This is a genomic window from Aquirufa regiilacus (assembly GCF_032470275.1).
Classification (GTDB): Bacteria; Bacteroidota; Bacteroidia; order Cytophagales; family Spirosomataceae; genus Aquirufa; species Aquirufa regiilacus.
The window spans coordinates 623,885-645,951 of the sequence record NZ_JAVNWW010000001.1 but is presented as its reverse complement, the minus strand read 5'-3'; the positions used below and the strand labels follow the sequence as shown (position 1 = coordinate 645,951).

The following is a 22,067-nucleotide window of genomic DNA, read 5'->3' as shown; positions in this document are numbered from 1 at the left end:
TACTCTCGGTGGATAATCAACTTAGCAAAATAAGTACTAATACACACGCTCCAAAGTTTCATAATAGTTTGACTACCCTTGTAAATTTTTGCTACCAATAAATAAAATAGATCCTTTATATCCCTCCTCTGTAACAATTTGATACTTTCACTGATAGATTGTCCAAATAAAACACACAAAGGCAGGAGGCCAAACAATTTAACAAGTGATATTAGTTAAATAACAATAGGATCCATTTTTAGCTATTAGATAAATTTTTCAATTAATACTTCACCCTTCCCTCAGTAATTAATTCTGGCAGGTGATCCATATCATGCAAAATTGTTATACCTGAAAACTGGGGCAACATCTTTAATAAATTTAAGTAGATTTTATGTTGCTTAAATTTAGCCTGAAATTCAGATTTCAACTTTTCTTCATCTTGACATTCATAAAAATCCCATTGCTTTCCATTAGAAAAAAAAGGCAACAGAAACCAATGAAATACATTTTTAGATTTGGGCGAAGGCAACGTATACAATCCATGCGTTAGGGCAATATTATATTTTATCTATTGAACAATCATTATATCTAAATCACCAAAATACTCGATATGGTCAATTATTCCTTTTGAGTTAACTCAATAGGCAAATAACCCAAAATTGTTTTTACAATAAACACCTTCTGGTATTGGAACATTTTTGACCAAGTCGTTTTCAAGTATAACGTAACAATGAGTATTTCTTTTTTTAATCTTGTCACCCAAGTAATAAAATGGATCTAATATATTTTTCTGGGCAAAAGTTCTCTGAAACATTTTGTTACTTACACTTGTCGTTTGGCCATACAAGCTATCAAATGCCATTAAGTAAATAATTGTCCCAATTAATATTCGTTTAATCGCAGCAGGTTCCATAATTTCCGTTTTAAAATCAGATTGATTACTTGATCAAAACTTAATTTCTTTCAAAACCTATCCACCTAATCCTGTTACTTACGAATCAGAAATTGATACCGGTTTAAATCGAAGGAAAATATCATCCATATTATCACATTTTATCGTACTTCAACATGCCTTTTTTAGACATTTCGGAAAAATGCCCCATCACTTGTAGGATGGTCAGGGATTTAAACTCCGGTAATATTTTACGTAAATTTTGAGTTAATAAATACAATTCGAATTCATGATGAGACTCAATTTTGAGTTTTTCAGCATTAGGACATGATTGATAATCCAACATTCCCCCATCTGAAAAAAAGGGAAAGATAAACCAATGAAATTGCTCAGAAGTTTGACTACTTGGTAAATTGTACATATGAGTGGTTTCTCGGATATTTTGTTTGATCTTTTGCTCCACTAAGGTATCCAAATCGCCATTATAGATTAATTCTTCTATTTCGCTCTTGTGGTTAACTTTAAAAACGAATATTGCCATATTTTTTCTACATAAAATATCGTCAGGAATCGGTACGTTTTCAGCCAAATCATACTCGAGCGTTTCGAATCCATGCGTTTCATATTCGGAATTGCGCTTGCCTACATAACTAAAAGGAGCCGTTCGATTCTGATCATTAAACTTAAAAGTTTGCAAGCCTTTTACACTATTATATTCCAGCTTTTGACCGTTCAAATTCGGCAAAAACGAGAATAAGAAAATGATAATTTTAAAGAATTCCCTTGGCTCCATTGTTTCATTATTTAGATTAAAAATTCATAAAACATCATTCCAATCGATACCTTTTCACATAAACACATTACTTAAAAAAAATACGTTCAAGTTTAAGTCAATCGAAAATAAAAAGCATTTCATCACATTTTATCGTACTTCAACATGCCTTTTTTAGACATTTCGGAAAAATGTCCCATGACTTGTAAGATGGTCAGGGATTTAAACTCCGGTAATATTTTACGTAAATTTTGAGTTAAAAAATATAATTTAAAATCATAATGAAGCTCAATTTTGAGTTTTTCGGCATTGGAACAACTAGTGTAATCTAACATTCCTCCGTCAGAGGAAAAAGGGAAAACAAACCAATGAAATTGATCAGATGTTTGACTACTTGGTAAATTGTACATATGAGTGGTTTCCCGGATATTTTGTTTGATTTTTTGCTCCACCAAGGTATCTAAATCGCCATTGTAGATTAATTCTTCTATTTCGCTCTTATTGTTTACTTTAAAAACAAATATTCCAATATTTCTTCGACATAAAATATCGTCAGGAATAGGTACGTTTTCAGCCAAATCGTATTCGAGCGTTTCGAATCCATGCGTTTCATATTCGGAATTGCGCTTGCCTACATAACTAAAAGGAGCCGTTCGATTCTGATCATTAAACTTAAAAGCTTGCAAGCCTTTTTCACTATTATATTCCAGCTTTTGACCGTTCAAATTCGGCAAAAACGAGAATAAGAAGATTATAATTTTAAAGAATTCCCTTGGCTCCATTGTTTCATTATTTAGAATACAAATTCATAAATCATAATATCAATAACTCGCTAAAAAAATCCCATTTATAACGATTCTTATTTTATTTCTAATTAAAAATTGTTGGAATAATTAGACATTAAATTATAGTCGCTCACCCTTCAGCAAACCTGTTTTAATCATTTCATTTAAATGATCCATATTGTGCAAAACTGTTAATGAAGGAAAGTCAGGTAAAAATTCAATGATGTTTAGGTATGATCTTGCTCGCTTAGATTCTAAATTGAATTCAATTTCCAACTTTATTGAATTTGCACAAGAAAAAGAACCTAAATGATAGCCATTAGATATAAAAGGCAAAACAAACCAATGAAATGATTCTTGATTTGATTTTGAAGGCCTTGTGTAATTACCTTCTGTTTTACGAATATTCAATTTGATTTTCCGAACAATACTGCTGTCAAGATCACCTTCATATGCTAGTTTTTCAATTTTACCTCTACTATTAATTTTAAAAGCAAAAATACCGTAATTGTTTCGACACAATACATCGGCAGGTACAGGAACATCAGCTACCAAATCATTTTCCAAAATCTCGTAACAATGAGTTTTGCTTTTTTTTATTTTATTACCAAAATAATAGAATGGATCTAATTTATTTTTCTGGGCAAAAGTCCTCTGAGACATTTTGTTACTTTCACTGGTCGTTTGACCATACAAGCTAGCAAATGTCATTAAGTAAATAATTATCCCAATTAATATTCGTTTAATCACAGTAGGTTCCATAATTTCTATTTTTAAAATTTGACTCAATTTCATACATCTGATTTTTAGTTTCCTGGTTTAAATTTTGATAGATTTTGGTGTTTTTTAAACCCGAAAAAACTAAGGCTTTTGCAGTATCTTTATTCATATTAGAGAATTGCTTTAGCAGTGAATTAACCGCTCTCTCCAAATATTCTGTCGCCATCCGTTCATGATCTTGGGATTCTGTTTCCTTAAATAAAAATTCTAATTGTGCATGAAGTACTTCATGGTAGATCGAAGAGACAATAACTTCCTTTGAATAATGTGGTAAATTAGTAACATCCAATAAAATTCTATACGAATTATTATTATGATTATTCCTAAACTCACCTAATCGTTTTGATGAAAGCTCACTTGATTCCTCAAAAATGAGTTTAATTTTCGTACTAAATCCAAAATTATGCAACATCTGAGACATCTCATTCAAAATATCCGTGTTGTGTAAAACCATCTCCAAGGTAGCTCTTAAACAGGGATTATGCACATCTTTAATCGTCACCATGGGAACGGGTCCGGATAATTGTGCCATTAACAAGTCGGCAGGAGAACCTCCTCCTCCCCCTCCGACGACATCGGAAGGCTGTAGATCCACATAGCCAAAATTCTGCATACGTGCGGTTGGAATGAAAAAATAGGCTCCACCACCCAGTCTAGGCGAATAGCAAAATACTTCATCCAGCATTTCAGCTTCTAAGTTTTTTACATGATTGGTATTTATCAACCCAATACCTTTCTTGAATTGGGTCTTATCGGAGAGCGATATATCACGGTAAATATTTTCAATTTCTTTCGTTTTTTCTGTTTGATAGCAGGCAGCTAATGTCAAGCTACATAAGACAAAGCAGGCATAATTGCTTATCCACTTCATGATTCATTAGGGTTAGGTTATTCGAAATCAGACATTTACATCTAATTCGATGGCCTAAACCTAAAAACAAAAATCAAACCAAGCTATTCCAAAATCGAATAACTAAAACCCAAACAAAAAAAACACCACAGAAGCGAATAAAAGGCCGAAAGGAAAGAATTAATGAAATAAAATTATCAGTTAACTGATAAAATGGAAGGGCCTAAAAACAAAAAAACCACTCGCCTGAGTGGTTTTTTGCCTACCGAAGTAGTCCGTACGGGAATCGAACCCGTGTTTCATCCGTGAAAGGGACGTGTCCTAACCCCTAGACGAACGGACCATTATTTATTTTGGTGGCACAAAGGTAGGATTTTCCCTTTTAATTCCAAACCCCTAGTTCAAAAAAAGCTTATTTTTTTCTAATTTATTTTCGCTATTTTAGCCTTATCATTGAAACTGAACCCCTTATGGCAAATGTAAAACCCTATTCCAAGCTGTCCGATTTTGACATAGCGCTTTTCTTAAATGGCAAACACACACGCCTTTATGAAAAATTAGGCGCCTTCGAAATCGAACACGAAGGTGAAATCGGAACGTTCTTTGCTGTTTGGGCTCCCAATGCCGAAGCTGTTCACGTCATCGGAAATTTTAATTTTTGGGATAAATTCTCACACCCGTTAATGAAACGCTGGGATGCCTCAGGAATCTGGGAAGGGTTCATTCCCGGCATTCGCAACGGTGAAACCTACAAATACGGCATCCAAGCCAAATCAGGCGAATATTTGGAAAAATTAGATCCCATGGGTCTTTTTTGCGAGATACCTCCTAAAACGGCAAGTATCGTTTGGTCTACCTACAAAGAATGGAACGATGCGCCTTGGATGGAAAACCGTAAAGCCAATAATGCCCTGGACGCTCCCATGTCGGTCTATGAGGTCCACTTAGGTTCTTGGCAAAAAACACTCGATGATCAATACTTGACCTACGACGATTTCGCAGATAAACTTGTTTCCTATGTCAAAGAAATGAATTTCACCCATGTGGAATTCATGCCGGTCATGGAACATCCCTATGCACCGTCTTGGGGATATCAAATCACGGGTTATTTCGCCCCTTCCTCCCGCTTTGGTGATCCACAAGGCTTTATGCGCCTCGTAGAACGTTTTCACCAAGAAGGTATTGGCGTTATCTTAGACTGGGTTCCCTCCCACTTTCCCGGTGATGCGCACGGTCTGAAAGATTTTGACGGTACACCTATTTACGAACATCCAGATCCAAGGAAAGGGTATCACCCCGACTGGAAATCATACATTTTCGATTACGGTAGAACGGAAGTACGCAGCTTCTTACTATCAAACGCCGCTTTCTGGTTGGAGCGCTACCACATCGACGGATTACGCGTAGATGCCGTGGCTTCCATGCTTTACTTAGATTATTCACGTAACGACGGCGAATGGATTCCAAACGAATTTGGCGGAAATCATAACCTCGACACGATATCTTTCTTACAAGATCTCAACGTACACATGTATGGTGAATTTCCTGATATTCAAATTATTGCAGAAGAATCTACCTCATTCAATGGGGTAACGAAACCCGTCTTCATGGGCGGCTTAGGCTTTGGCCAAAAATGGATGATGGGTTGGATGAATGATACGCTTCGTTTCTTCCAAAAAGACCCGATCCATCGCCAGCATCACCTGAATGAACTTACGTTTTCGCTAATCTACGCTTTCACGGAGAACTTCTGTTTGCCTTTATCGCACGATGAAGTCGTATATGGCAAGCAATCCTTATTAAATAAAATGCCCGGTGACGAATGGCAGCAATTTGCTAATCTGCGCTTATTATTTGCCGAACAATTTACCCACCCAGGGACTAAATTACTCTTTCAAGGGGGTGAATTTGGCCAACGGGAAGAATGGAATCATAGCGTGAGCCTCGATTGGCATTTAACAGCATATGCACCGCACAAAGGGATTCAAGAAACGATAAAGGCGTTAAATCAGCTCTATAAAGAAGAACCTGCACTCTACAAGAAACAGTTTTCACACGAAACCTTCGAATGGTTAGAATCCAATGATCAAGGCAATTCCGTGATTAGCTTCTTACGTAAAGGGGAAAGCAATAAAGAACAATTAATCGTCATTCTCAACTTAACTCCGGCCCCACGCGAAGATTACCGCATCGGCGTTCCGTTGCCAGGCGTTTGGAAGGTATTATTTAATTCGGATAAGGGTGAATTTGGCGGTTCCGACTACCCTACCAAAGGTGCCGTGATGACCGAAGAATATGGCTGGCAAGGCAAAGCATTCTCGATTTCGATCAACCTTCCTCCCTTATCTTGTTTGATTTTAAAGGCTTAATACAAAAAGGCGGAAACAATAAAGACTCAGAAAAATTCCGAGCCTTTATTCAATCCGCCTAAGTAGTATTTGTATAATCAAGCTTATTGTAAGCCCTTTTAAATCAATATTGTACACAAAAATACTACTATATTTCAATTTTTGAAATATTAGCGGGAAAATTTATACTATTCGAATAATTAATGTTTTTTGGCCAAGATATCCTCCATGTCGGAGAGCTCTACCTCCAGCGCTTTGGTCGAAATCGTAATCTCCCAAGCACTCAGCATCAATGCTACGCTCATTCCCAATAAGGCGATGCCAAAAAACCAGCGTGCAACCATCTGCATCTCAAAAAAGATAAAAAACATGCAAATAACACTCAGAATTAGACTCAAGATTGCAATGATCTGCATGTTCTGAATCAGTTTCATACGCAATCGCAAGTTTTCAATTTGTTTCAAAATCGAATCATCGGGATTCTGTTGGAACTTCTCGTGCAGTCCACGAATCAACGAGGCCATCGACATGAATCGATTCGTAAAAGCAATCATCAACAAAGAAACCGTTGAAAAAAGTAATGCCGGTGTACCTATGCCTAATTCCATCTTATTTGATATAATACTCGTCTAAATACATAGCCATTTCTTCTTGAACCTTCTTTGCTTCGCGTTTCGCATCCACAGCAGGATTATCACCCGCATAAATAATTCCGCGGGAAGAATTGACCAATAAGCCTACCCTAGAGTTCATGGCGTACTTGGAAACGTCTTCTAAACTTCCTCCTTGGGCTCCCACACCCGGAACCAAAAAGAAGTTATCTGGCGCAATTTCTCTTGCTTTCTGCAAGAAGTCAGTGCGTGTCGCACCGATCACAAACATCATTTCTTCCGGAGAACCCCAGGTTTGCGCTAAACGCATGACGCGCTCGTACATGGGAATGTAATCTTCCGATTTTGTCATTTGAAAGTCATGGCTACCTGAATTCGAGGTAAGCGCCAGTAGTATAACCCATTTATCTTCAAAACGCAGAAAAGGTTCCACAGAATCATGCCCCATATAGGGAGCTACCGTAACCGAGTCAAAATTAAATCCCGCACAAGAAGGATCAAAGAACGTCTGCGCATACATGAAAGCCGTATTCCCTATATCCCCTCTTTTCGCATCCGCAATGGTAAATATGTCCTTGGGAATATAGTCCATCGTCTTTTGCAAACTCTCCCAGCCTTTTGGACCAAAAGCTTCGTAAAAAGCAATATTCGGCTTGTAAGCCACTGCAAAATCCGCTGTTGCGTCAATCACCGCTTTGTTAAAAGCAAAAACGGGGTCCACTTCTTTTTTAAACATAGAAGGGATTAATTTAGGATCCGTATCTAAGCCCACACATAAAAATGAGCGCTTATTTTCTATCTGCTTAACTAATTCGGTTGAATTCATGGGCTTTTGGGAAAAGGCTTTGTATTAATGCCTAAATATCGATAATTTTGGCACAAATTAAGGCCTTTCCTAGGCAATATCAAACAAAGGAATTTAAATTCTATGCAATTTATCCAGCACGATCTATCCGGAATTATTGAATATATCCCCACTAAATTTCATGATGACCGCGGTCATTTCTACGAATCATATAACCAAACGCGTTTTGCGGCGAATGGGATTACAGAAAATTTCGTGCAAGACAATTATTCCTTTTCAACAGCAGGGGTTATTCGTGGACTTCACTTCCAAAAAGAACCGCACGGCCAAGGAAAATTAGTTCGCTGCATGACAGGTAAAGTGATGGATGTTGTTGTCGATTTGCGTAAGAGTTCGCCTACCTTCGGCCAACATGGCACCTACATCCTAGACGCAGAAATAGGCAATATGCTATACGTTCCCGTGGGTTTTGCACATGGCTTTGTTGCCTTAACTGATGCCATTTTTGTGTACAAATGCACCGATTTCTGGAACAAAGAAGCAGAATCTGGTATCCGCTGGAACGATCCTACCTTAAACATTTCATGGGGCGTAGAAAACCCCGTTGTATCAGATAAAGACCAAATCTTACCCCTATTTGATCCAAACGAAACAATATTTAAGTAATTTTTATACCTTTGTAACAATGACTCGCAAGCTGATTTTATCAAGCCCATTATTGGAAATAACCATCTCAAGGTTATGCCAAGAGCTCATTGAAAATCAAATTCAAGGTACGGAAACAGTTATTTTAGGCTTGCAGCCCCGCGGAATCTATTTCGCAGAACGCATTGCCGCAGAATTAGGCAAACAATTAAACACCTCTTTTCCAGTAGGCCGTTTAGATGCCACCTTCTTCCGAGACGATTATCGTCGCCGAGATACCATCGCACCCAATTCAACGGATATTTCCTTTTTAATTGAGAACAAACGCGTTATCCTCGTGGATGATGTGTTGGCAACAGGCCGCATGGTCCGTGCTGCCTTAGACGCGATGAACTCCTTTGGTAGACCCGCAAAAGTAGAATTATGTGTCTTAATTGACCGTATATATAACCGAGATCTTCCGATTAACGCAGACTACGTAGGTAAAAGTGTCAATACACTGCCTACCGAAAAAGTACTCGTTGAATGGAAAGAACAAGGTCACGAAGCAGATAAAATTTGGTTAATCACCCAATAACAATATGTTGAAATCGCCACACTTATTAGGAATCAAAGATTTAGATGAAGAATCTATTCACCTAATCGTTAAAACGGCTAAAGAATTCAAAGAAGTTCTCAACCGCCCGATTAAAAAGGTTCCTTCCTTGCGTGATGTCACGATTGCCAATGTATTTTTTGAAAACTCTACCCGTACCCGTTTATCATTTGAATTAGCCGAAAAGCGATTATCTGCCGATACCATCAACTTTTCTGCCTCAGGTAGTTCCGTTAAAAAAGGAGAAACACTTTTAGATACGGTAAATAATATCCTCGCGATGAAAGTGGACATGATTGTCATGCGACATGCTAGTCCAGGAGCTCCGCATTATTTAGCGAAGCACATCAAAGCGAATATCGTGAACGCTGGTGATGGAACGCACGAACACCCAACTCAAGCTTTATTAGATACCTATTCCTTGCAGGAAAAATTAGGGGATTTATCAGGAAAAAACATCGCGATTATCGGGGACATCCTCCATTCACGCGTGGCACTTTCGAATATCTATGCCTTGAAAAAACAAGGTGCAAATGTTCGCCTTTGTGGACCTAGCACCCTGATTCCTAAACACATACAATCTTTAGGCGTTGAAGTATCGCATGATGTAAAAAGTACCTTACAATGGTGTGATGCTGCGAATGTATTGAGAATTCAGTTGGAACGCCAACAAATCAAATACTTCCCAAGCTTACGAGAATACTCCCAATTCTTTGGAATCACGCGCCAGATGTTGGAAGAATTACCCAAAGAAATCGTCTTGATGCACCCGGGCCCCATCAACCGGGGTGTTGAATTAAGTTCAGATGCGGCAGATTCACCCCATTCGATCATTCTCGATCAAGTTGAAAATGGCGTAGCTGTTCGTATGGCTGTGCTGTATTTACTTGCTTCGCGCGGCTAAAAGCTCCTCGTAAAATTTGAATAATTGATTTCCCGTGATTTGATTTCCACAGGCATAATGTCCCAATGGACAGGATATTTTACCATGATCCCCACATGGCCTGCATGCTAGATTTTTCACCTCAACAATCCGATTCCAAGAAGCCAAAGGACCAAAACCAAAGGCAGGTATTGTCGAACAAAATACAGCAACCGTAGGCGTATCTACCGCCGAACAAATGTGCATGGGCCCAGAGTCATTCACATAGGACATCATACTATGTTGATAAATGCGAATCGCATCGACTAATCCATGTTTCCCAGCCTCATTGACAATCGTATTTTGCGGACATGCCTTTTCGATTTCCTCAGCTAAATGAACTTCATTCGGGGCACCCATTAAAACCACAGGCTGCGATGCGGGCAAAAGCTTAATAAAATCAATCCAAACTCGAACAGGTGTCCGTTTCGTTTCCCAAACGGATCCGGGTGAAATGCAGATATAATTCTCAACAGGCACCACATTGTCACCTGCGAGAGACAAAAAGGGCTTATAAACTTTAGATCCCAACCAAGAGCTTAATAATGCTGTATTGCGTTCTGTCTCATGTTTTCCATTTCCCCAATCATGCGTTACTCGTTCCGTAAAGAACCAGGACAAGGGATTCTTATCAAATCCAATCACCTTTTTCGCACCAATAGACAAGCTCAATAAACCCATCCCAAAGAATCGTTGGGCCACAAAAACCTGATCAAACTTTTCTGCCCTCAAATCCTTTTGTAATGATCGCCAAGAGGCCCATTTCTGTTTTTTATCGTAAGCCCAAACCTGCGCAAGATTAGCGTGCGGATAGGCTTGAAAAATGGATTCATTCCCCTTGCGGACCAATAAATGAATGGATGTTTCGGGAGATTCGAGTCGAATTTTCTCCAACAAAGAACTAATTAGAATGGCATCTCCCAGAAATGCGGTTTGAATAATAAGTACTTTGTTGGCAGATGACATGAAAAATTTATGCGTGATTCGACATAAAATTAGTTAATTTTGAAATCTTTTGCGCAACGATTATTTATGAATTCAATTCAGTTAACAACTTTGAACAATGGGATAACGATTGTTCACCGACAAGTCCAGCATACCGAAATATCACATTTGGGTATTATGTTGGACATAGGTAGTCGGGACGAGTTGGACAATGAACAAGGATTAGCGCATTTTTGGGAGCATTTAGCCTTTAAAGGCACCCAAAAGAAAAACAATATGCAGATCATCAATCGCTTGGAGGTTATCGGCGGTGAATTGAATGCCTATACGACAAAAGAAAAAATCTGCTTCCATGCTTCCGTACTAAGTCCTTATTTTGAACGGGCATTGGAATTAATCACGGATATCACGTTTAACTCGACCTTCCCATCCAAGGAAATAGAGAAAGAGCGCAGTGTAATTTTGGAGGAAATGTCCATGTATTACGAGGCACCCGAAGACGCCATTCAAGACGATTTTGATGAATTATTATTCCCAAATCATTCCTTGGGTGTCAATATTTTAGGTACGAATGAAACAGTTAATTCATTCAAAAAGAATGACTTAGACGCATTTATCGCGCGTAATTTGGATACGAGTCGGATTGTCATCTCCTCGATCGGAAAACATAGCCACGACAAAGTATTTAGATGGGCCGAAAAACATGTGGGACAAATACCTGTCAAACGGAATCAGGTCAAACGCATCGCACCTCCGAGCATGTTTCCATCAGAGCGAATCACGAAACGAGGACTAAATCAATCACATGTGGCTTTAGGCAGCCAATCCTATGCCATCAAGCATCCAGATCGTTTAGCATTTTTCATGTTGATCAATTTATTGGGGGGGCCTTCCATGAATTCGCTTTTGAACGTGTCAATTCGTGAAAAAAGAGGATTGGTCTATTCGATTGAAGCAAATTTTACCTCCTATGTTGACTCAGGATTTTGGGCAATTTATTTTGGAACGGAATCGAACCAGGTTAATAAATCAATCAAGTTGATTCACAAGGAATTCGACAAATTAAAGGATCGTAGTTTAAGCCCGGCACAATTGTTGAAAATTAAATCACAATTAAAGGGACAAATGGCCATGGCGGAGGAAAGCAATTTGAATTTCATGTTGATGATGGCCAAAAGTCTTTTAGACCGCGAGAAAATCGAAACCATTGAAGAGATCTTTGAGCAAATCGACTTCGTGTCATCTGAGCAATTGCAGCGATTAGCCCAAGAAATGTTGCAATCCGAGCAATTGAGTTACTTGATATTTGAACCTTAATTCGGTGCATCTCTACCTGCATATCCCATTTTGTCATCAAGCTTGTCACTATTGTGATTTCCATTTTTCTACGCGTTTAGCGGGAAAATCGGAATTAGTCCATGCATTGATCAAAGAGATTGAACTTCAGAAGGATTACCTAGGCACTCGAGATTTATCAACGGTATATTTTGGAGGTGGAACACCTTCTACCTTAAGCCCAAGCGAATTATCGTCCATTTTCGAGGCCATTCATCAATATTTTGACATTTTACCAGGAGCAGAAATCACGCTAGAGGCCAACCCCGAAGATTTAACACCCGAATACCTTTTGGTCTTAAAGGAATTAGGGGTGAACCGTTTAAGTATCGGAATTCAATCATTTCATGCCGCTAATTTGACATTTATGAATCGGAATCATGATGTCGTACAAGCTCGAAGATCCATTCAGGATGCGCAAGCGATTGGATTAAGCAACATCAGCATCGATTTGATCTATGGGATTCCATCGAATAGTATGGCAATGTTGGAGGAAGACCTCGCAGCAGCGGTCGAGACTGGCGTCCAACATATATCGGCCTACAGTTTAACCATTGAACCAAAAACTGTTTTTGGCCACCAATTAAAAAAAGGTCTCATGCAGGAAACGCCGGAAGAAAATATGTCGGCCTGTTTCGAATACACACACCAATATTTAGAGAATCAGGGTTTTACGGCCTACGAAACCTCTAATTTCGCCAAAGCGGGCCATGAATCACAGCATAATTCGAGTTACTGGAAGCAGGAATCTTATTTGGGTATAGGTCCAGCGGCGCATAGCTTTAATCAAACAACAAGGCAATGGAATGTAGCCAATAATGCTACCTACGTGAAGCAAATTTCGCAGGACATAATGCCAGCCGAAATTGAGCAATTAAGTCCGGAGAATCAGATTAACGAGTACATCATGACGCAATTACGCACACATTGGGGAATTGATTTGAACTATTTAAAGGAACGATTTGCTACCATTCGTGTTCCTTTTCCTGAGGATGAGATTGCGTCTTGGGTGACATCGGGATATGCTGAAATTTCGAATAATCAGCTAAAGCTTGTGGGTAAAGGTAAATTAATTGCAGATGGCTTGTCGGCGGAAATCTTTGTATTGTAGCGATGTCCTCTTTGGCAAACCTTTCAGGATTGCCAAAGTTTGAGACGAATGTAATTCGTCGATTCCTCCGACTAAAGCTTGAGCTTATATTACAAATGTTAACCCCTGACTTCCGCCTGTGGAATTGATACGATCAAAAGGTCTATTTACTTGATTGCTCCAATCTTAGCTCATTTTTTGTATTTTTGCCTTCACAACTTTATTGAATTAACCCCATGGCCAAACGCGTCGATCTAACCAATACTTCCCGCTCCACAACTCGAAGCAATAAGTTCGAACGTTTAAATAAAGCACCTAAAAAAGGGTCCTCATCCTTTCTAAAGAAAATAGGCCGATTACTCTTTTACATTTGGATCAGCACCATTGTGGCCGTGGTCCTTTTTAAGTTTATTCCTGTTTACTTCACTCCTACGATGGCATCTCGAAAAATCGATGCATTGATGGACGGAGAACCAAGTAAAATACACAGCCAATGGTCTTCCTATGAGGAAATCGACCGCAATTGCGCCTTGGCGGTCATTGCTTCCGAAGACCAATTATTCCCCGAGCATCATGGATTTGACTTCGAAGCCATGGGGACAGCCTTAATCAAAAATCAAAAAGGAAAACGAATTAAGGGAGCGAGTACGATTTCCCAACAAGTTGCCAAAAACGTATTCCTTTGGCAGGGTCGCTCCTATTTCAGAAAGGCGTTAGAAGCCTACTTTACCCTATTAATCGAGTTTATTTGGGGTAAGGAGCGAATTATGGAGGTGTATTTGAATGTGGCTGAAACGGGCAAAATGACCTTTGGTGTAGAAGAGGCATGCAGACGTTTTTATGGACATACTGCCGCCGATGTGAGTACAACAGAAGCAGCTCGCATTGCCGCATGCTTACCCAATCCCATTCGCTTTTCGATCAAAAATCCATCCGGCTACGTAAGTAAACGTACTTCGTACATTAAACGCCAAATGAGCGCTTTGGGAGGCAAAAAATTCCTGAGAAACTTATAATAATTCGATTGAAGGGTCCCAAAAATGGGATTTAAATGCAAGGATTTGATCATCTTGAACCCGAATTCCTTCGGAAGCTAGCAATTCCTCCATACGGTCACCACCGAAAAAATTCTTACCTGTCAGCACCCCATTGCGATTAACTACACGGTGTGCGGGAATATCTGCGATGGTATGCGAGGCGTTCATCGCCCAACCTACCATCCGTGCGCCACCTTTCATTCCTAAATAAGCCGCAATCGCACCATAAGACGTTACTCGGCCCGCTGGTATCTCGCGAACCACCTGATAAATTAAATCAAATGAATTAGTAGAAGAAGACATTAATCCAATTGACGTTCTGAGATCTCACGCTCTAATTCCGCATACCATTTGGTACCAAATTTACGAATCAAAGGATCCTTCAAGAACTTGTACACAGGTACACCTAACTCTTTTCCATGCGAACAAGCATCCGAACAGATCGTCCAACGCTCATAATTAATTGCCTGATATTCAGCCAACTTTTGAATACGAATCGGATATAAATGACAGGAAATAGGCTTACGAAAATCCGTTTTCCCAGCAAAATAGGCTTGTTCAATACCACACTTCAAATAGCCTTTATCGTCGTAAATGGCATAAACACACTCGCGACCAGCGATAATCGGCGTAGAATAATCGCCGTCGGGTTCTAGAATATAATTGCCTTGTTTAGCAATTTCAGCGATACCGTCTTCCGACAAAAATGGACGAATTTCATCTTGAATGCGATCCATAATCGCTAATTCATCCTGTTCTAGCGGCGCCCCCAAATCACCCTCCACACAACAAGCACCTTTGCATTTCGTCAAATCACAGACAAAAAACTCATCTGCAACATCTTCACTAATTACGGTATCGTCAATTAAAATCATAGGAATCAAAATTTACACAAAGGTAAAGCTAATTCTACGATGCGCAATAAAAAGGAATGCCTTCCGTTAAATGAAATATTTTGGTAATTTTGCAATTGCATCAATAACAAAAGCCCGTTTGAAAAAATCCTTCCTACTCATACTGCTTCTTTTATCTGTTGGAAATCTTTGGGCTAACCATGCCATCCCGGATACCATTTCCATTGGAAATGTTCGAGTATCCATCCATCCATCAGCTAAGCACATATTTGAGAAGGAATTTGCTATGTTGGGGGCAAATAAAAAATACATCGCGTCGCTTGTCGACAAGATGCGTCTCTATTTCCCGGTTATTGAACCCATTTTAACAAAAGGAAATATCCCACCGGAATTCAAATTTTTATGTGTTCAAGAGAGCTCTCTGAATCCGAATGCAGTCTCCACATCAAATGCCGTGGGTTATTGGCAATTTAAATTGGAGACAGCCAAGGATGTTGGGCTTAAAGTGGACCAGGACATTGACGAACGCCGTCACATCATCGAAGCAACAAAAGGAGCTGTTAATTATTTCACCCGGAACAACGGTGTATTAAACAATTGGGTTAGTACATTATTGTCCTACCGTGTAGGCTTAGGTACAATTAAAAAACTACCCTATGCAGGCAATTGGGCAGGAAAAACGGAGATTGAGGTGGATTCATCGACCGACTGGTATGTCTTACGATTCTTAGCTTATAAAGAATTTTGGGCGGAGCAAATGGCTAGTTTACCTGTTTTAAACGATAGCACAAATTTGGTAACACACATCGATACGAAGGGTAAAAACCTCTATGAATTATCCGATGAGTTAAAAATCAGCTACGATGATTTAAAACGCTACAATGCATGGATTTTAAAGGATTGGATTCCATCAGACAAAAGCTATACGCTATATCATCCATCGAATTTGAAGGTATTCAACTCCGATGAAATCAAACAGGAGGAGCCTATTTTTACAGCTTCAGTCGATTCGACAAAACTATATGTACCCACCAAAAAGGTAAAAACACAGAATAAGCAGATTCTAAGCGATCAATTTGAAATTAGAACGCATACGGTCGTTTCAGGGGATAATTTAAGTAATATCGCCACGCAATATGAAATGAAATTAGCCGATTTACTTCGTCTAAATAACATGAATTTATCGAGTATGATTACGATAGGCCAAAAAATCAAGGTCAATCGTCGTGTACCAATGTTGGAAATTATTGCTCAAAAATTAGAAGAAAAAAGTGCCAAGGAAGAACCCGTAAAAAAAGTCCAACCGACACAGGAACAAGATTTCAAAGTAGAAGTGGAAGAGGTACGCAAGATTTCATCCAATGATTCTGAAAAAACCTTTTACATCGCTCCCGCGGAATCACGCGAAATCGTGATTAGATCTGAAGCGAAGGGGGAAACTAAGATTATGGAGCAAACACAAGTTAATCCTTCCAAAGAAACTCCAATCATCGCACCTGAAGTAGCTAAACAACCTGCAGGAACCGTTTTCTATATTCATGAAGTAGAAGTTGGAGAAACCTTGTTCAAGATTTCAAAAATCTACCAAGTCAGCATTGAAGACCTAATCAAATGGAATAACCTAGGTAAAAATCCAAGCATCCGAGTGGGCCAAAAAATCAAGTTGAAGCCTTAGATTACTCGGAGCATGTATAGCCCATCACGAAGTGGCAAAAGCATTTTTTCCACGCGTGGGTCTTCTAAACACTTTTGATTAAAATCACGCAAAGCATTTGTAGATTTATCTGTTGCTTTAGGGTCAACAATTTTGCCGCTCCAAAGTACGTTATCGACTAATATCAATCCTCCCGGGCGCATTTTGGAAATAATTAAATCAAAATACTTCGCATAATTGCGCTTATCCGCATCGATAAAAACCAAATCAATAGGACCTTCAACAGAAGTCAATTCCTGCTGAGCATCCGCAATCCGATAATCGATTTGCTTCGCATATTCAGAACGATCAAAAAAGGAACGGGTAAAACTTTCCAACTCCTCATTGATATCAATCGTTATGAGTTTACCCGTTGGTTTTAATCCTTCTGCTAAACATAGAGCAGAATAACCTGTATAAGTACCTATTTCAACGATTAATTGAGGTGATATCAACTTGGACAACATGGACAAATAACGCCCCTGTAAATGCCCTGAAAGCATACGAGGCTGTAAGATGCGCGCATGTGTCTCACGATCTAATGATTGCAATAAATCCGAGGGTTTATCCGTAAAAAGTCTCGAATATTCTTCAATGGCTTCGTCGATGAATTCCATTATTTGATTCCTGTATAAAAGAAGTCCAATGATTCAGCAGGCTTATCACTCAAGAAATAATCATCCACTTGAATAGAATTTACTAAATCATTACTCGATTTCGATATCGATAAGCGACTCAAGCGATTCGCGATATCATAAGGAACTTGCAACCAAGTTCGTGGTAAACGATATTGTAAATTGAAAATATCAAAACGCGTAATTTTCTTCACGGATTTCTTATTCGCCTCGTAATAGTCCATGACCTTTTGATTTCCATGAACTCCTTCCATAATGACTTCAGAGAAATATTTCTTCATCAAATCCCCTAATTCATTCGCTAAATATTCACGCACATGCCATGGATTACGCGATAATGAAAAGTCGCGATTCACCGTAGTCAAATATAATTTCCCTCCGGGCTTTAACACGCGGGCAGCTTCTTGCAAGAAAAAAGCATCATTCTCAATGTGCTCAATTACCTGAAATGTAATCACAAAATCAAAATGATTATCAGGCAAATCCTTCAATGGCGGCAAAAACATATCGATGAATTTGAAATCAGGATATGTTGCCGACAAACTTGCCATCAATTCCGTATTTTTATCTACACCGGTATAGGCACTAACTTTATCTGCTAAAACAGCTACACCACGACCTGTTCCGCAACCGATCTCCAATACATTTCCGCCAACCAATTGGCTAACATGTTGATAAGGAAACAATAAACGCTGGTGAACAGGATTATCAGAAGGAATTTCAGACGAAGCAATTTCAGTAGTTTTGTACATACAGATTAAATTTGACACAAAGGTAAAATTTTTAAGGTAGAATCTGTAATTTGAAATATGCTTTCCTTGTTTCCAATATCGCCTGATCAAAACCTGCTACCCTATGACGGGGAGGTTTTCTACTACGCAGATTTTTTTACCGCCCAACAAAGCCATGAATTTCTGCGCATCCTTACAGATGAAATACCTTGGAAACATGATGAAGTCGTCATCTTTGGCAAAGTCATTCAAACCCTTCGAAAGGTTGCCTGGTATGCCGATTACGAAAAGCCCTATACATATTCTGGACGCACAAAAATAGGTTTGCCCTGGACTCCTACTTTATTGTTGATCAAATCGGCCATCGAAAAAAAAGCGAAAATAGCCTTCAACGGTGGCTTAATGAATTATTACCACGACGGAAACGAAGGGGCGAGTTGGCATGCCGACAATGAGAAAACCATCATACCTAACTCCTGCATTGCCTCAGTTAGTTTTGGAGCAGCCCGCAAATTCGAATTCAAACATAAACAGACCGAAGAAAAAGTAAGTGTAACATTAGCACCAGGAAGCTTATTATTGATGCAGGGAACCACCCAAACACATTGGATTCACGCTTTGCCAAAATCAAAAAAAATCATGGAACCTAGGCTTAATTTGACATTCAGACAGATGATTTGAAAAAAAATGCCGACCTTCGTATCAAATTTACAGCAATCAACGTGTCAGAAGAAAACGAATCAAGACAGCCATTCAAGCGCCCATTTAGACATTTTACAAGTCCAAAAACAGAAAACAAAGAGTTTGTATTCGGGGTACAATCCGTATTAGAAACACTTCGTTCGGGGAAAGAAATTGACCGTTTATTAGTTCAACGCGAGCTTGGAAACAGTGAAATCCTTGATTTAGCCCGTGAAAAAGGTATTCAAGTACAGAAAGTTCCCTTGGAAAAATTGAATCGCATTACGCGTAAAAACCACCAAGGTGCTATTGCATTCGTTTCAGCGATTCATTATGCTAAATTGGAGAATGTGATTGCTGATACCTTTGAAAAAGGTGAAATTCCATTCATTTTAATATTAGACCGCATTACCGATGTCCGTAATTTCGGGGCCATTGCACGTACAGCAGAATGTGCGGGCATCCATGCTATCGTAATTCCTGCTCGTGGCGCTGCTCAAATCAATAGTGACGCAATGAAGACTTCTTCGGGAGCCCTAAACTTCATTCCTGTTTGTCGTGAAGATAGCCTCCTTCAAACCGTTGATTTCCTACAGAACTCCGGATTAAAGGTCGTTGCCTGTACAGAAAAAGGACGCAGTTCGGTTTACGCAGTTGATTACAGTGGCCCAGTAGCCATCATCATGGGATCCGAAGAAGATGGCATCTCAGATGAATTAATCCGCAAATCAGACGATTTAGCCGTTATTCCACAAAGTGGCCAAGTTGGCTCACTAAATGTGTCTGTTGCCGCTGGTGTTGTCATTTTCGAGACAGTTCGCCAACGAGGCCTCTAGTTTTTTCGTAATATTTGGGTAGCCGAGGCTTGCGCTTTCGGTAAAATGGTCACGTCGGCAATATTAACATGTGCCGGCGCTGTCACGATGTAACGAATCACATCAGCAATATCTTCCGCAACAAGTGGCTCATATCCTGCATAAACGGCATCCACTTTTTGTTGGTCCCCTTTAAATCGAACAGCAGAAAAATCGGTATTAACAGCCCCGGGCGCAACGTTAGAAACCTTAATTCCATGTACGTTTAAATCTTGACGCATCCCTTGCGATAGTGCTTCTACAGCGGCCTTGGAGGCACAATACACGTTTCCATTTGGATAGACTTGTTTGCCCGCAATCGATGAAAGGTTTACGATATGACCAGAAGCTTGTTCAATCATGCCCGGGATAACTATTCGCGAAACATTTAATAAACCATCCACATTACTGTGCATCATCGCATCCCAGTCGGCAGGGTCCCCGTCTTGAATCGGACTCATACCATGTGCATTTCCCGCATTATTAACTAGGACATCAATCTTTTTCCATGCAGCAGGAAGTGACTGAAAAGCTGCCTCTACCCCATGACGATCGCGTACATCAAATGTTAATAGATAAGAATCAGTCGTCAATTCCTTGCTCAAGGCCTCCAGGCGTTCCAAGCGGCGACCACAAAGGATTAATTGATATCCTTCAGCCGACAAAGCCTTAGCAGTCGCCAAACCAATTCCTGAGCTCGCGCCCGTGATGCATGCAATCTTATTCATGGAGAAAATTTTTACCGAAGGTAATGCCTTCGAGGTGTTCTAAAAAATTTGCGCGTAATTTGTATAAATATTTATAACGCATGAACTTCTTAATTGTTGGCTTAGGCAACATCGGCCCCGAATATCTTTTTACCCGTCACAACATCGGCTTCATGGCTTTGGATTACTTGGCCAAGGATAAATCAATTAGCTTCACGCAAGACCGATTAGGTGCTGTCACATCCTACAAGTTGAAAGGACATACAATACACTTATTGAAACCGAGTACCTTCATGAATTTGAGCGGAAAGGCTGTTAATTATTGGTGCCAACAATTAAAAATCGAAAATGAACGTCTATTAATCCTAACAGATGATATCGCACTTCCGTTTGAAACACTTCGTTTGAAACCAAAAGGATCAAGCGGTGGACATAATGGACTCAAAAGCATAGAAGGCATCTTGAATACACAGGAATATGCACGTTTACGTATGGGCATCGGGTCCGATTTTTCAAAAGGTCGGCAAGCCGATTTTGTATTAAGTAACTTTTCCGAAGAAGAAATTGGACTAATCCCATTCATCCTAAATCGATCCAATGAGATCATTGATTCCTTCTGCCTTCAAGGCATCCAACAAACAATGAACAAATACAACCAATGATTGTACTTTTTAAAGAATTTTATAATTTTTCCTAAATTTTTAATTTAGAATTATCCCGAAGGTTTACAATTGTTATCCAAATAATATTTGGAATATACCAAAAATACATATAATAAATTCTGATTACACATTCAAAATCAAAAAATAATAAATTTTAAGTTCCAAAATTGTCCAAAAGCAAGTTTTGCTATATTAAAAAAATGCAATAATTTTGTATCGTTGATTTAGTTAATAAATATAACGAATTTATGAAAAAGCAAATTTTAATGGTTAGCGTTTTAGTAGGACTAAGCCTAACAGCAACAGCGGTAAAAGCGAGCGGAACGGCATCACATGTAGATGCGTCGACAACAGTATTGTCACACAAAAAAGAAACCCTATCTGAAGTAATTCAGTCATTGATAAAGAAAGATTTTGTAGGAGCTTACGCGTCTACATCAGCAAGTTTAACAATTTCGATTTTAGAGAATTATCAAAACAACCAGTCGGCTTACTTAAAAGCTAGCAAGGCAGAACAAGCTCTTTTCAACGAGACAGTTCAATCCATTGTAAACCAAGCGGGTGTTTCGGATGAAAAAACGAATACTTGGGTGAAAGAAATTAACAAATCTGCAAAAGCAATCAACGCAATTTGGTCTGTATTGGCCATTGAACCGAAAATTGAGGCAGATTTCAATAACGAATCAGACCAAAATCAAGATTTGATCGTTGTATTTCAAAATTAGATTGTAAGTAGTTTTCATAGTTAAATAGGTTTAGAGGTAATCAAAAAAGGCGCTGTTTCTGACGGCGCCTTTTTTATTTTTTTTGCACTAAACTCATATTATTCAAACAAAACATCTATATTTGTATAAAT

General features: G+C 39.1%; 25 protein-coding genes and 1 tRNA gene. 12 read left to right on the top strand and 14 right to left on the bottom strand.

The window, feature by feature from the left end; genetic code table 11:
- Nucleotides 1–619: 619 nt before the first annotated feature.
- From PQG45_RS02805 to PQG45_RS02780, 6 genes are all read right to left on the bottom strand, one after another.
- Nucleotides 620–895, bottom strand: coding sequence for a hypothetical protein (locus PQG45_RS02805; protein WP_316070255.1), 276 nt, complete (start codon nt 893–895; stop codon nt 620–622).
- A 133-nt stretch (nt 896–1,028) separates the two neighbouring features.
- Nucleotides 1,029–1,667: a hypothetical protein gene (locus PQG45_RS02800; protein WP_315576498.1), complete on the bottom strand. Its 639-nt coding sequence runs from the start codon at nt 1,665–1,667 to the stop codon at nt 1,029–1,031.
- Nucleotides 1,668–1,789: 122 nt separating this feature from the next.
- Nucleotides 1,790–2,428 (bottom strand): hypothetical protein, encoded by a 639-nt coding sequence (locus PQG45_RS02795; RefSeq protein ID WP_316070254.1) that lies wholly within the window; start codon nt 2,426–2,428, stop codon nt 1,790–1,792.
- Nucleotides 2,429–2,551: 123 nt separating this feature from the next.
- Nucleotides 2,552–3,226, bottom strand: coding sequence for a hypothetical protein (locus tag PQG45_RS02790; RefSeq protein WP_316070253.1), 675 nt, complete (start codon nt 3,224–3,226; stop codon nt 2,552–2,554).
- On the bottom strand, nt 3,174–4,082 hold the full coding sequence (locus PQG45_RS02785; RefSeq protein ID WP_316070252.1) for a hypothetical protein: 909 nt from the start codon (nt 4,080–4,082) through the stop codon (nt 3,174–3,176). The genes PQG45_RS02790 and PQG45_RS02785 overlap by 53 nt, the downstream gene beginning before the upstream one ends.
- 250 nt (nt 4,083–4,332) lie before the next feature.
- Nucleotides 4,333–4,404 (bottom strand) — tRNA-Glu (locus PQG45_RS02780).
- Between the two features lie 127 nt (nt 4,405–4,531).
- Between PQG45_RS02780 and glgB the strand changes: the two genes are divergently transcribed.
- Nucleotides 4,532–6,430, top strand: coding sequence for a 1,4-alpha-glucan branching protein GlgB (gene glgB / locus PQG45_RS02775; RefSeq protein ID WP_316070251.1), 1,899 nt, complete (start codon nt 4,532–4,534; stop codon nt 6,428–6,430).
- A gap of 179 nt (nt 6,431–6,609) precedes the next feature.
- Here the strand turns inward: glgB and PQG45_RS02770 are convergent, their stop codons facing one another.
- Both PQG45_RS02770 and pyrF read right to left on the bottom strand, forming a co-directional pair.
- A complete protein-coding gene (locus PQG45_RS02770) occupies nt 6,610–7,017 on the bottom strand; it encodes a DUF2721 domain-containing protein (protein WP_315576508.1) in 408 nt (135 codons plus the stop codon).
- A 1-nt stretch (nt 7,018) separates the two neighbouring features.
- A complete protein-coding gene (gene pyrF / locus PQG45_RS02765; protein WP_315576510.1) occupies nt 7,019–7,846 on the bottom strand; it encodes an orotidine-5'-phosphate decarboxylase in 828 nt (275 codons plus the stop codon).
- A gap of 102 nt (nt 7,847–7,948) precedes the next feature.
- Here pyrF and rfbC point away from each other — a divergent pair, with 102 nt between their 5' ends.
- The 3 genes from rfbC to PQG45_RS02750 are packed head-to-tail and all read left to right on the top strand — an operon-like array spanning nt 7,949 to nt 9,969.
- Complete coding sequence (gene rfbC, locus PQG45_RS02760; protein WP_315576512.1) at nt 7,949–8,491, top strand: dTDP-4-dehydrorhamnose 3,5-epimerase; 543 nt, start codon at nt 7,949–7,951, stop codon at nt 8,489–8,491.
- Between the two features lie 19 nt (nt 8,492–8,510).
- Nucleotides 8,511–9,047, top strand: a complete 537-nt coding sequence (gene pyrR / locus PQG45_RS02755) for a bifunctional pyr operon transcriptional regulator/uracil phosphoribosyltransferase PyrR (RefSeq protein WP_315576513.1) — start codon at nt 8,511–8,513, stop codon at nt 9,045–9,047.
- A 4-nt stretch (nt 9,048–9,051) separates the two neighbouring features.
- Nucleotides 9,052–9,969 carry an aspartate carbamoyltransferase catalytic subunit gene (locus PQG45_RS02750; protein WP_315576515.1) on the top strand — a complete coding sequence of 306 codons (918 nt, stop codon included), beginning with the start codon at nt 9,052–9,054 and terminating at the stop codon, nt 9,967–9,969.
- Here the strand turns inward: PQG45_RS02750 and PQG45_RS02745 are convergent.
- Nucleotides 9,949–10,953, bottom strand: a complete 1,005-nt coding sequence (locus PQG45_RS02745) for a glycosyltransferase family 9 protein (protein ID WP_315576516.1) — start codon at nt 10,951–10,953, stop codon at nt 9,949–9,951. The two genes, PQG45_RS02750 and PQG45_RS02745, sit on opposite strands and share 21 nt — an antisense overlap.
- A 66-nt stretch (nt 10,954–11,019) precedes the next feature.
- Between PQG45_RS02745 and PQG45_RS02740 the strand changes: the two genes are divergently transcribed.
- From PQG45_RS02740 to mtgA, 3 genes are all read left to right on the top strand, one after another.
- The gene (locus PQG45_RS02740; RefSeq protein WP_315576517.1) at nt 11,020–12,249 is read left to right on the top strand and encodes a M16 family metallopeptidase; all 1,230 of its coding nucleotides are present in this window, start codon (nt 11,020–11,022) and stop codon (nt 12,247–12,249) included.
- The gene (hemW, locus tag PQG45_RS02735) at nt 12,239–13,378 is read left to right on the top strand and encodes a radical SAM family heme chaperone HemW (protein WP_316070250.1); all 1,140 of its coding nucleotides are present in this window, start codon (nt 12,239–12,241) and stop codon (nt 13,376–13,378) included. The genes PQG45_RS02740 and hemW overlap by 11 nt, the downstream gene beginning before the upstream one ends.
- Nucleotides 13,379–13,593: 215 nt before the next feature.
- A complete protein-coding gene (gene mtgA / locus PQG45_RS02730) occupies nt 13,594–14,373 on the top strand; it encodes a monofunctional biosynthetic peptidoglycan transglycosylase (protein ID WP_315576521.1) in 780 nt (259 codons plus the stop codon).
- Here mtgA and PQG45_RS02725 read toward each other — a convergent pair.
- Nucleotides 14,368–14,697 (bottom strand): MGMT family protein, encoded by a 330-nt coding sequence (locus tag PQG45_RS02725; protein WP_315576522.1) that lies wholly within the window; start codon nt 14,695–14,697, stop codon nt 14,368–14,370. The two genes, mtgA and PQG45_RS02725, sit on opposite strands and share 6 nt — an antisense overlap.
- Nucleotides 14,697–15,269 (bottom strand): DUF3109 family protein, encoded by a 573-nt coding sequence (locus PQG45_RS02720; RefSeq protein WP_315576523.1) that lies wholly within the window; start codon nt 15,267–15,269, stop codon nt 14,697–14,699. The genes PQG45_RS02725 and PQG45_RS02720 overlap by 1 nt, the downstream gene beginning before the upstream one ends.
- A 118-nt stretch (nt 15,270–15,387) precedes the next feature.
- Here PQG45_RS02720 and PQG45_RS02715 point away from each other — a divergent pair, with 118 nt between their 5' ends.
- Nucleotides 15,388–16,923: a LysM peptidoglycan-binding domain-containing protein gene (locus PQG45_RS02715; protein ID WP_316070249.1), complete on the top strand. Its 1,536-nt coding sequence runs from the start codon at nt 15,388–15,390 to the stop codon at nt 16,921–16,923.
- Here PQG45_RS02715 and PQG45_RS02710 read toward each other — a convergent pair.
- Both PQG45_RS02710 and PQG45_RS02705 read right to left on the bottom strand, forming a co-directional pair.
- A complete protein-coding gene (locus PQG45_RS02710; RefSeq protein WP_315576526.1) occupies nt 16,920–17,558 on the bottom strand; it encodes an O-methyltransferase in 639 nt (212 codons plus the stop codon). The two genes, PQG45_RS02715 and PQG45_RS02710, sit on opposite strands and share 4 nt — an antisense overlap.
- A complete protein-coding gene (locus PQG45_RS02705) occupies nt 17,558–18,328 on the bottom strand; it encodes a class I SAM-dependent methyltransferase (protein ID WP_315576527.1) in 771 nt (256 codons plus the stop codon). Before PQG45_RS02705 ends, PQG45_RS02710 begins: the two co-directional genes overlap by 1 nt.
- Before the next feature lie 57 nt (nt 18,329–18,385).
- Here PQG45_RS02705 and PQG45_RS02700 point away from each other — a divergent pair, with 57 nt between their 5' ends.
- Together PQG45_RS02700 and rlmB are read left to right on the top strand one after the other, a co-directional pair.
- A complete protein-coding gene (locus tag PQG45_RS02700) occupies nt 18,386–18,988 on the top strand; it encodes an alpha-ketoglutarate-dependent dioxygenase AlkB family protein (RefSeq protein ID WP_315576528.1) in 603 nt (200 codons plus the stop codon).
- Nucleotides 18,989–19,029: 41 nt separating this feature from the next.
- Nucleotides 19,030–19,824 carry a 23S rRNA (guanosine(2251)-2'-O)-methyltransferase RlmB gene (gene rlmB, locus PQG45_RS02695; protein ID WP_390825806.1) on the top strand — a complete coding sequence of 265 codons (795 nt, stop codon included), beginning with the start codon at nt 19,030–19,032 and terminating at the stop codon, nt 19,822–19,824.
- Here the strand turns inward: rlmB and PQG45_RS02690 are convergent.
- Nucleotides 19,821–20,570, bottom strand: a complete 750-nt coding sequence (locus tag PQG45_RS02690) for an SDR family NAD(P)-dependent oxidoreductase (protein ID WP_315576532.1) — start codon at nt 20,568–20,570, stop codon at nt 19,821–19,823. The two genes, rlmB and PQG45_RS02690, sit on opposite strands and share 4 nt — an antisense overlap.
- 80 nt (nt 20,571–20,650) lie before the next feature.
- Here PQG45_RS02690 and pth point away from each other — a divergent pair, with 80 nt between their 5' ends.
- Both pth and PQG45_RS02680 read left to right on the top strand, forming a co-directional pair.
- A complete protein-coding gene (gene pth, locus PQG45_RS02685; protein WP_315576534.1) occupies nt 20,651–21,211 on the top strand; it encodes an aminoacyl-tRNA hydrolase in 561 nt (186 codons plus the stop codon).
- A 248-nt stretch (nt 21,212–21,459) separates the two neighbouring features.
- Nucleotides 21,460–21,936, top strand: coding sequence for a hypothetical protein (locus tag PQG45_RS02680; protein WP_315576535.1), 477 nt, complete (start codon nt 21,460–21,462; stop codon nt 21,934–21,936).
- Nucleotides 21,937–22,067 lie beyond the last annotated feature (131 nt).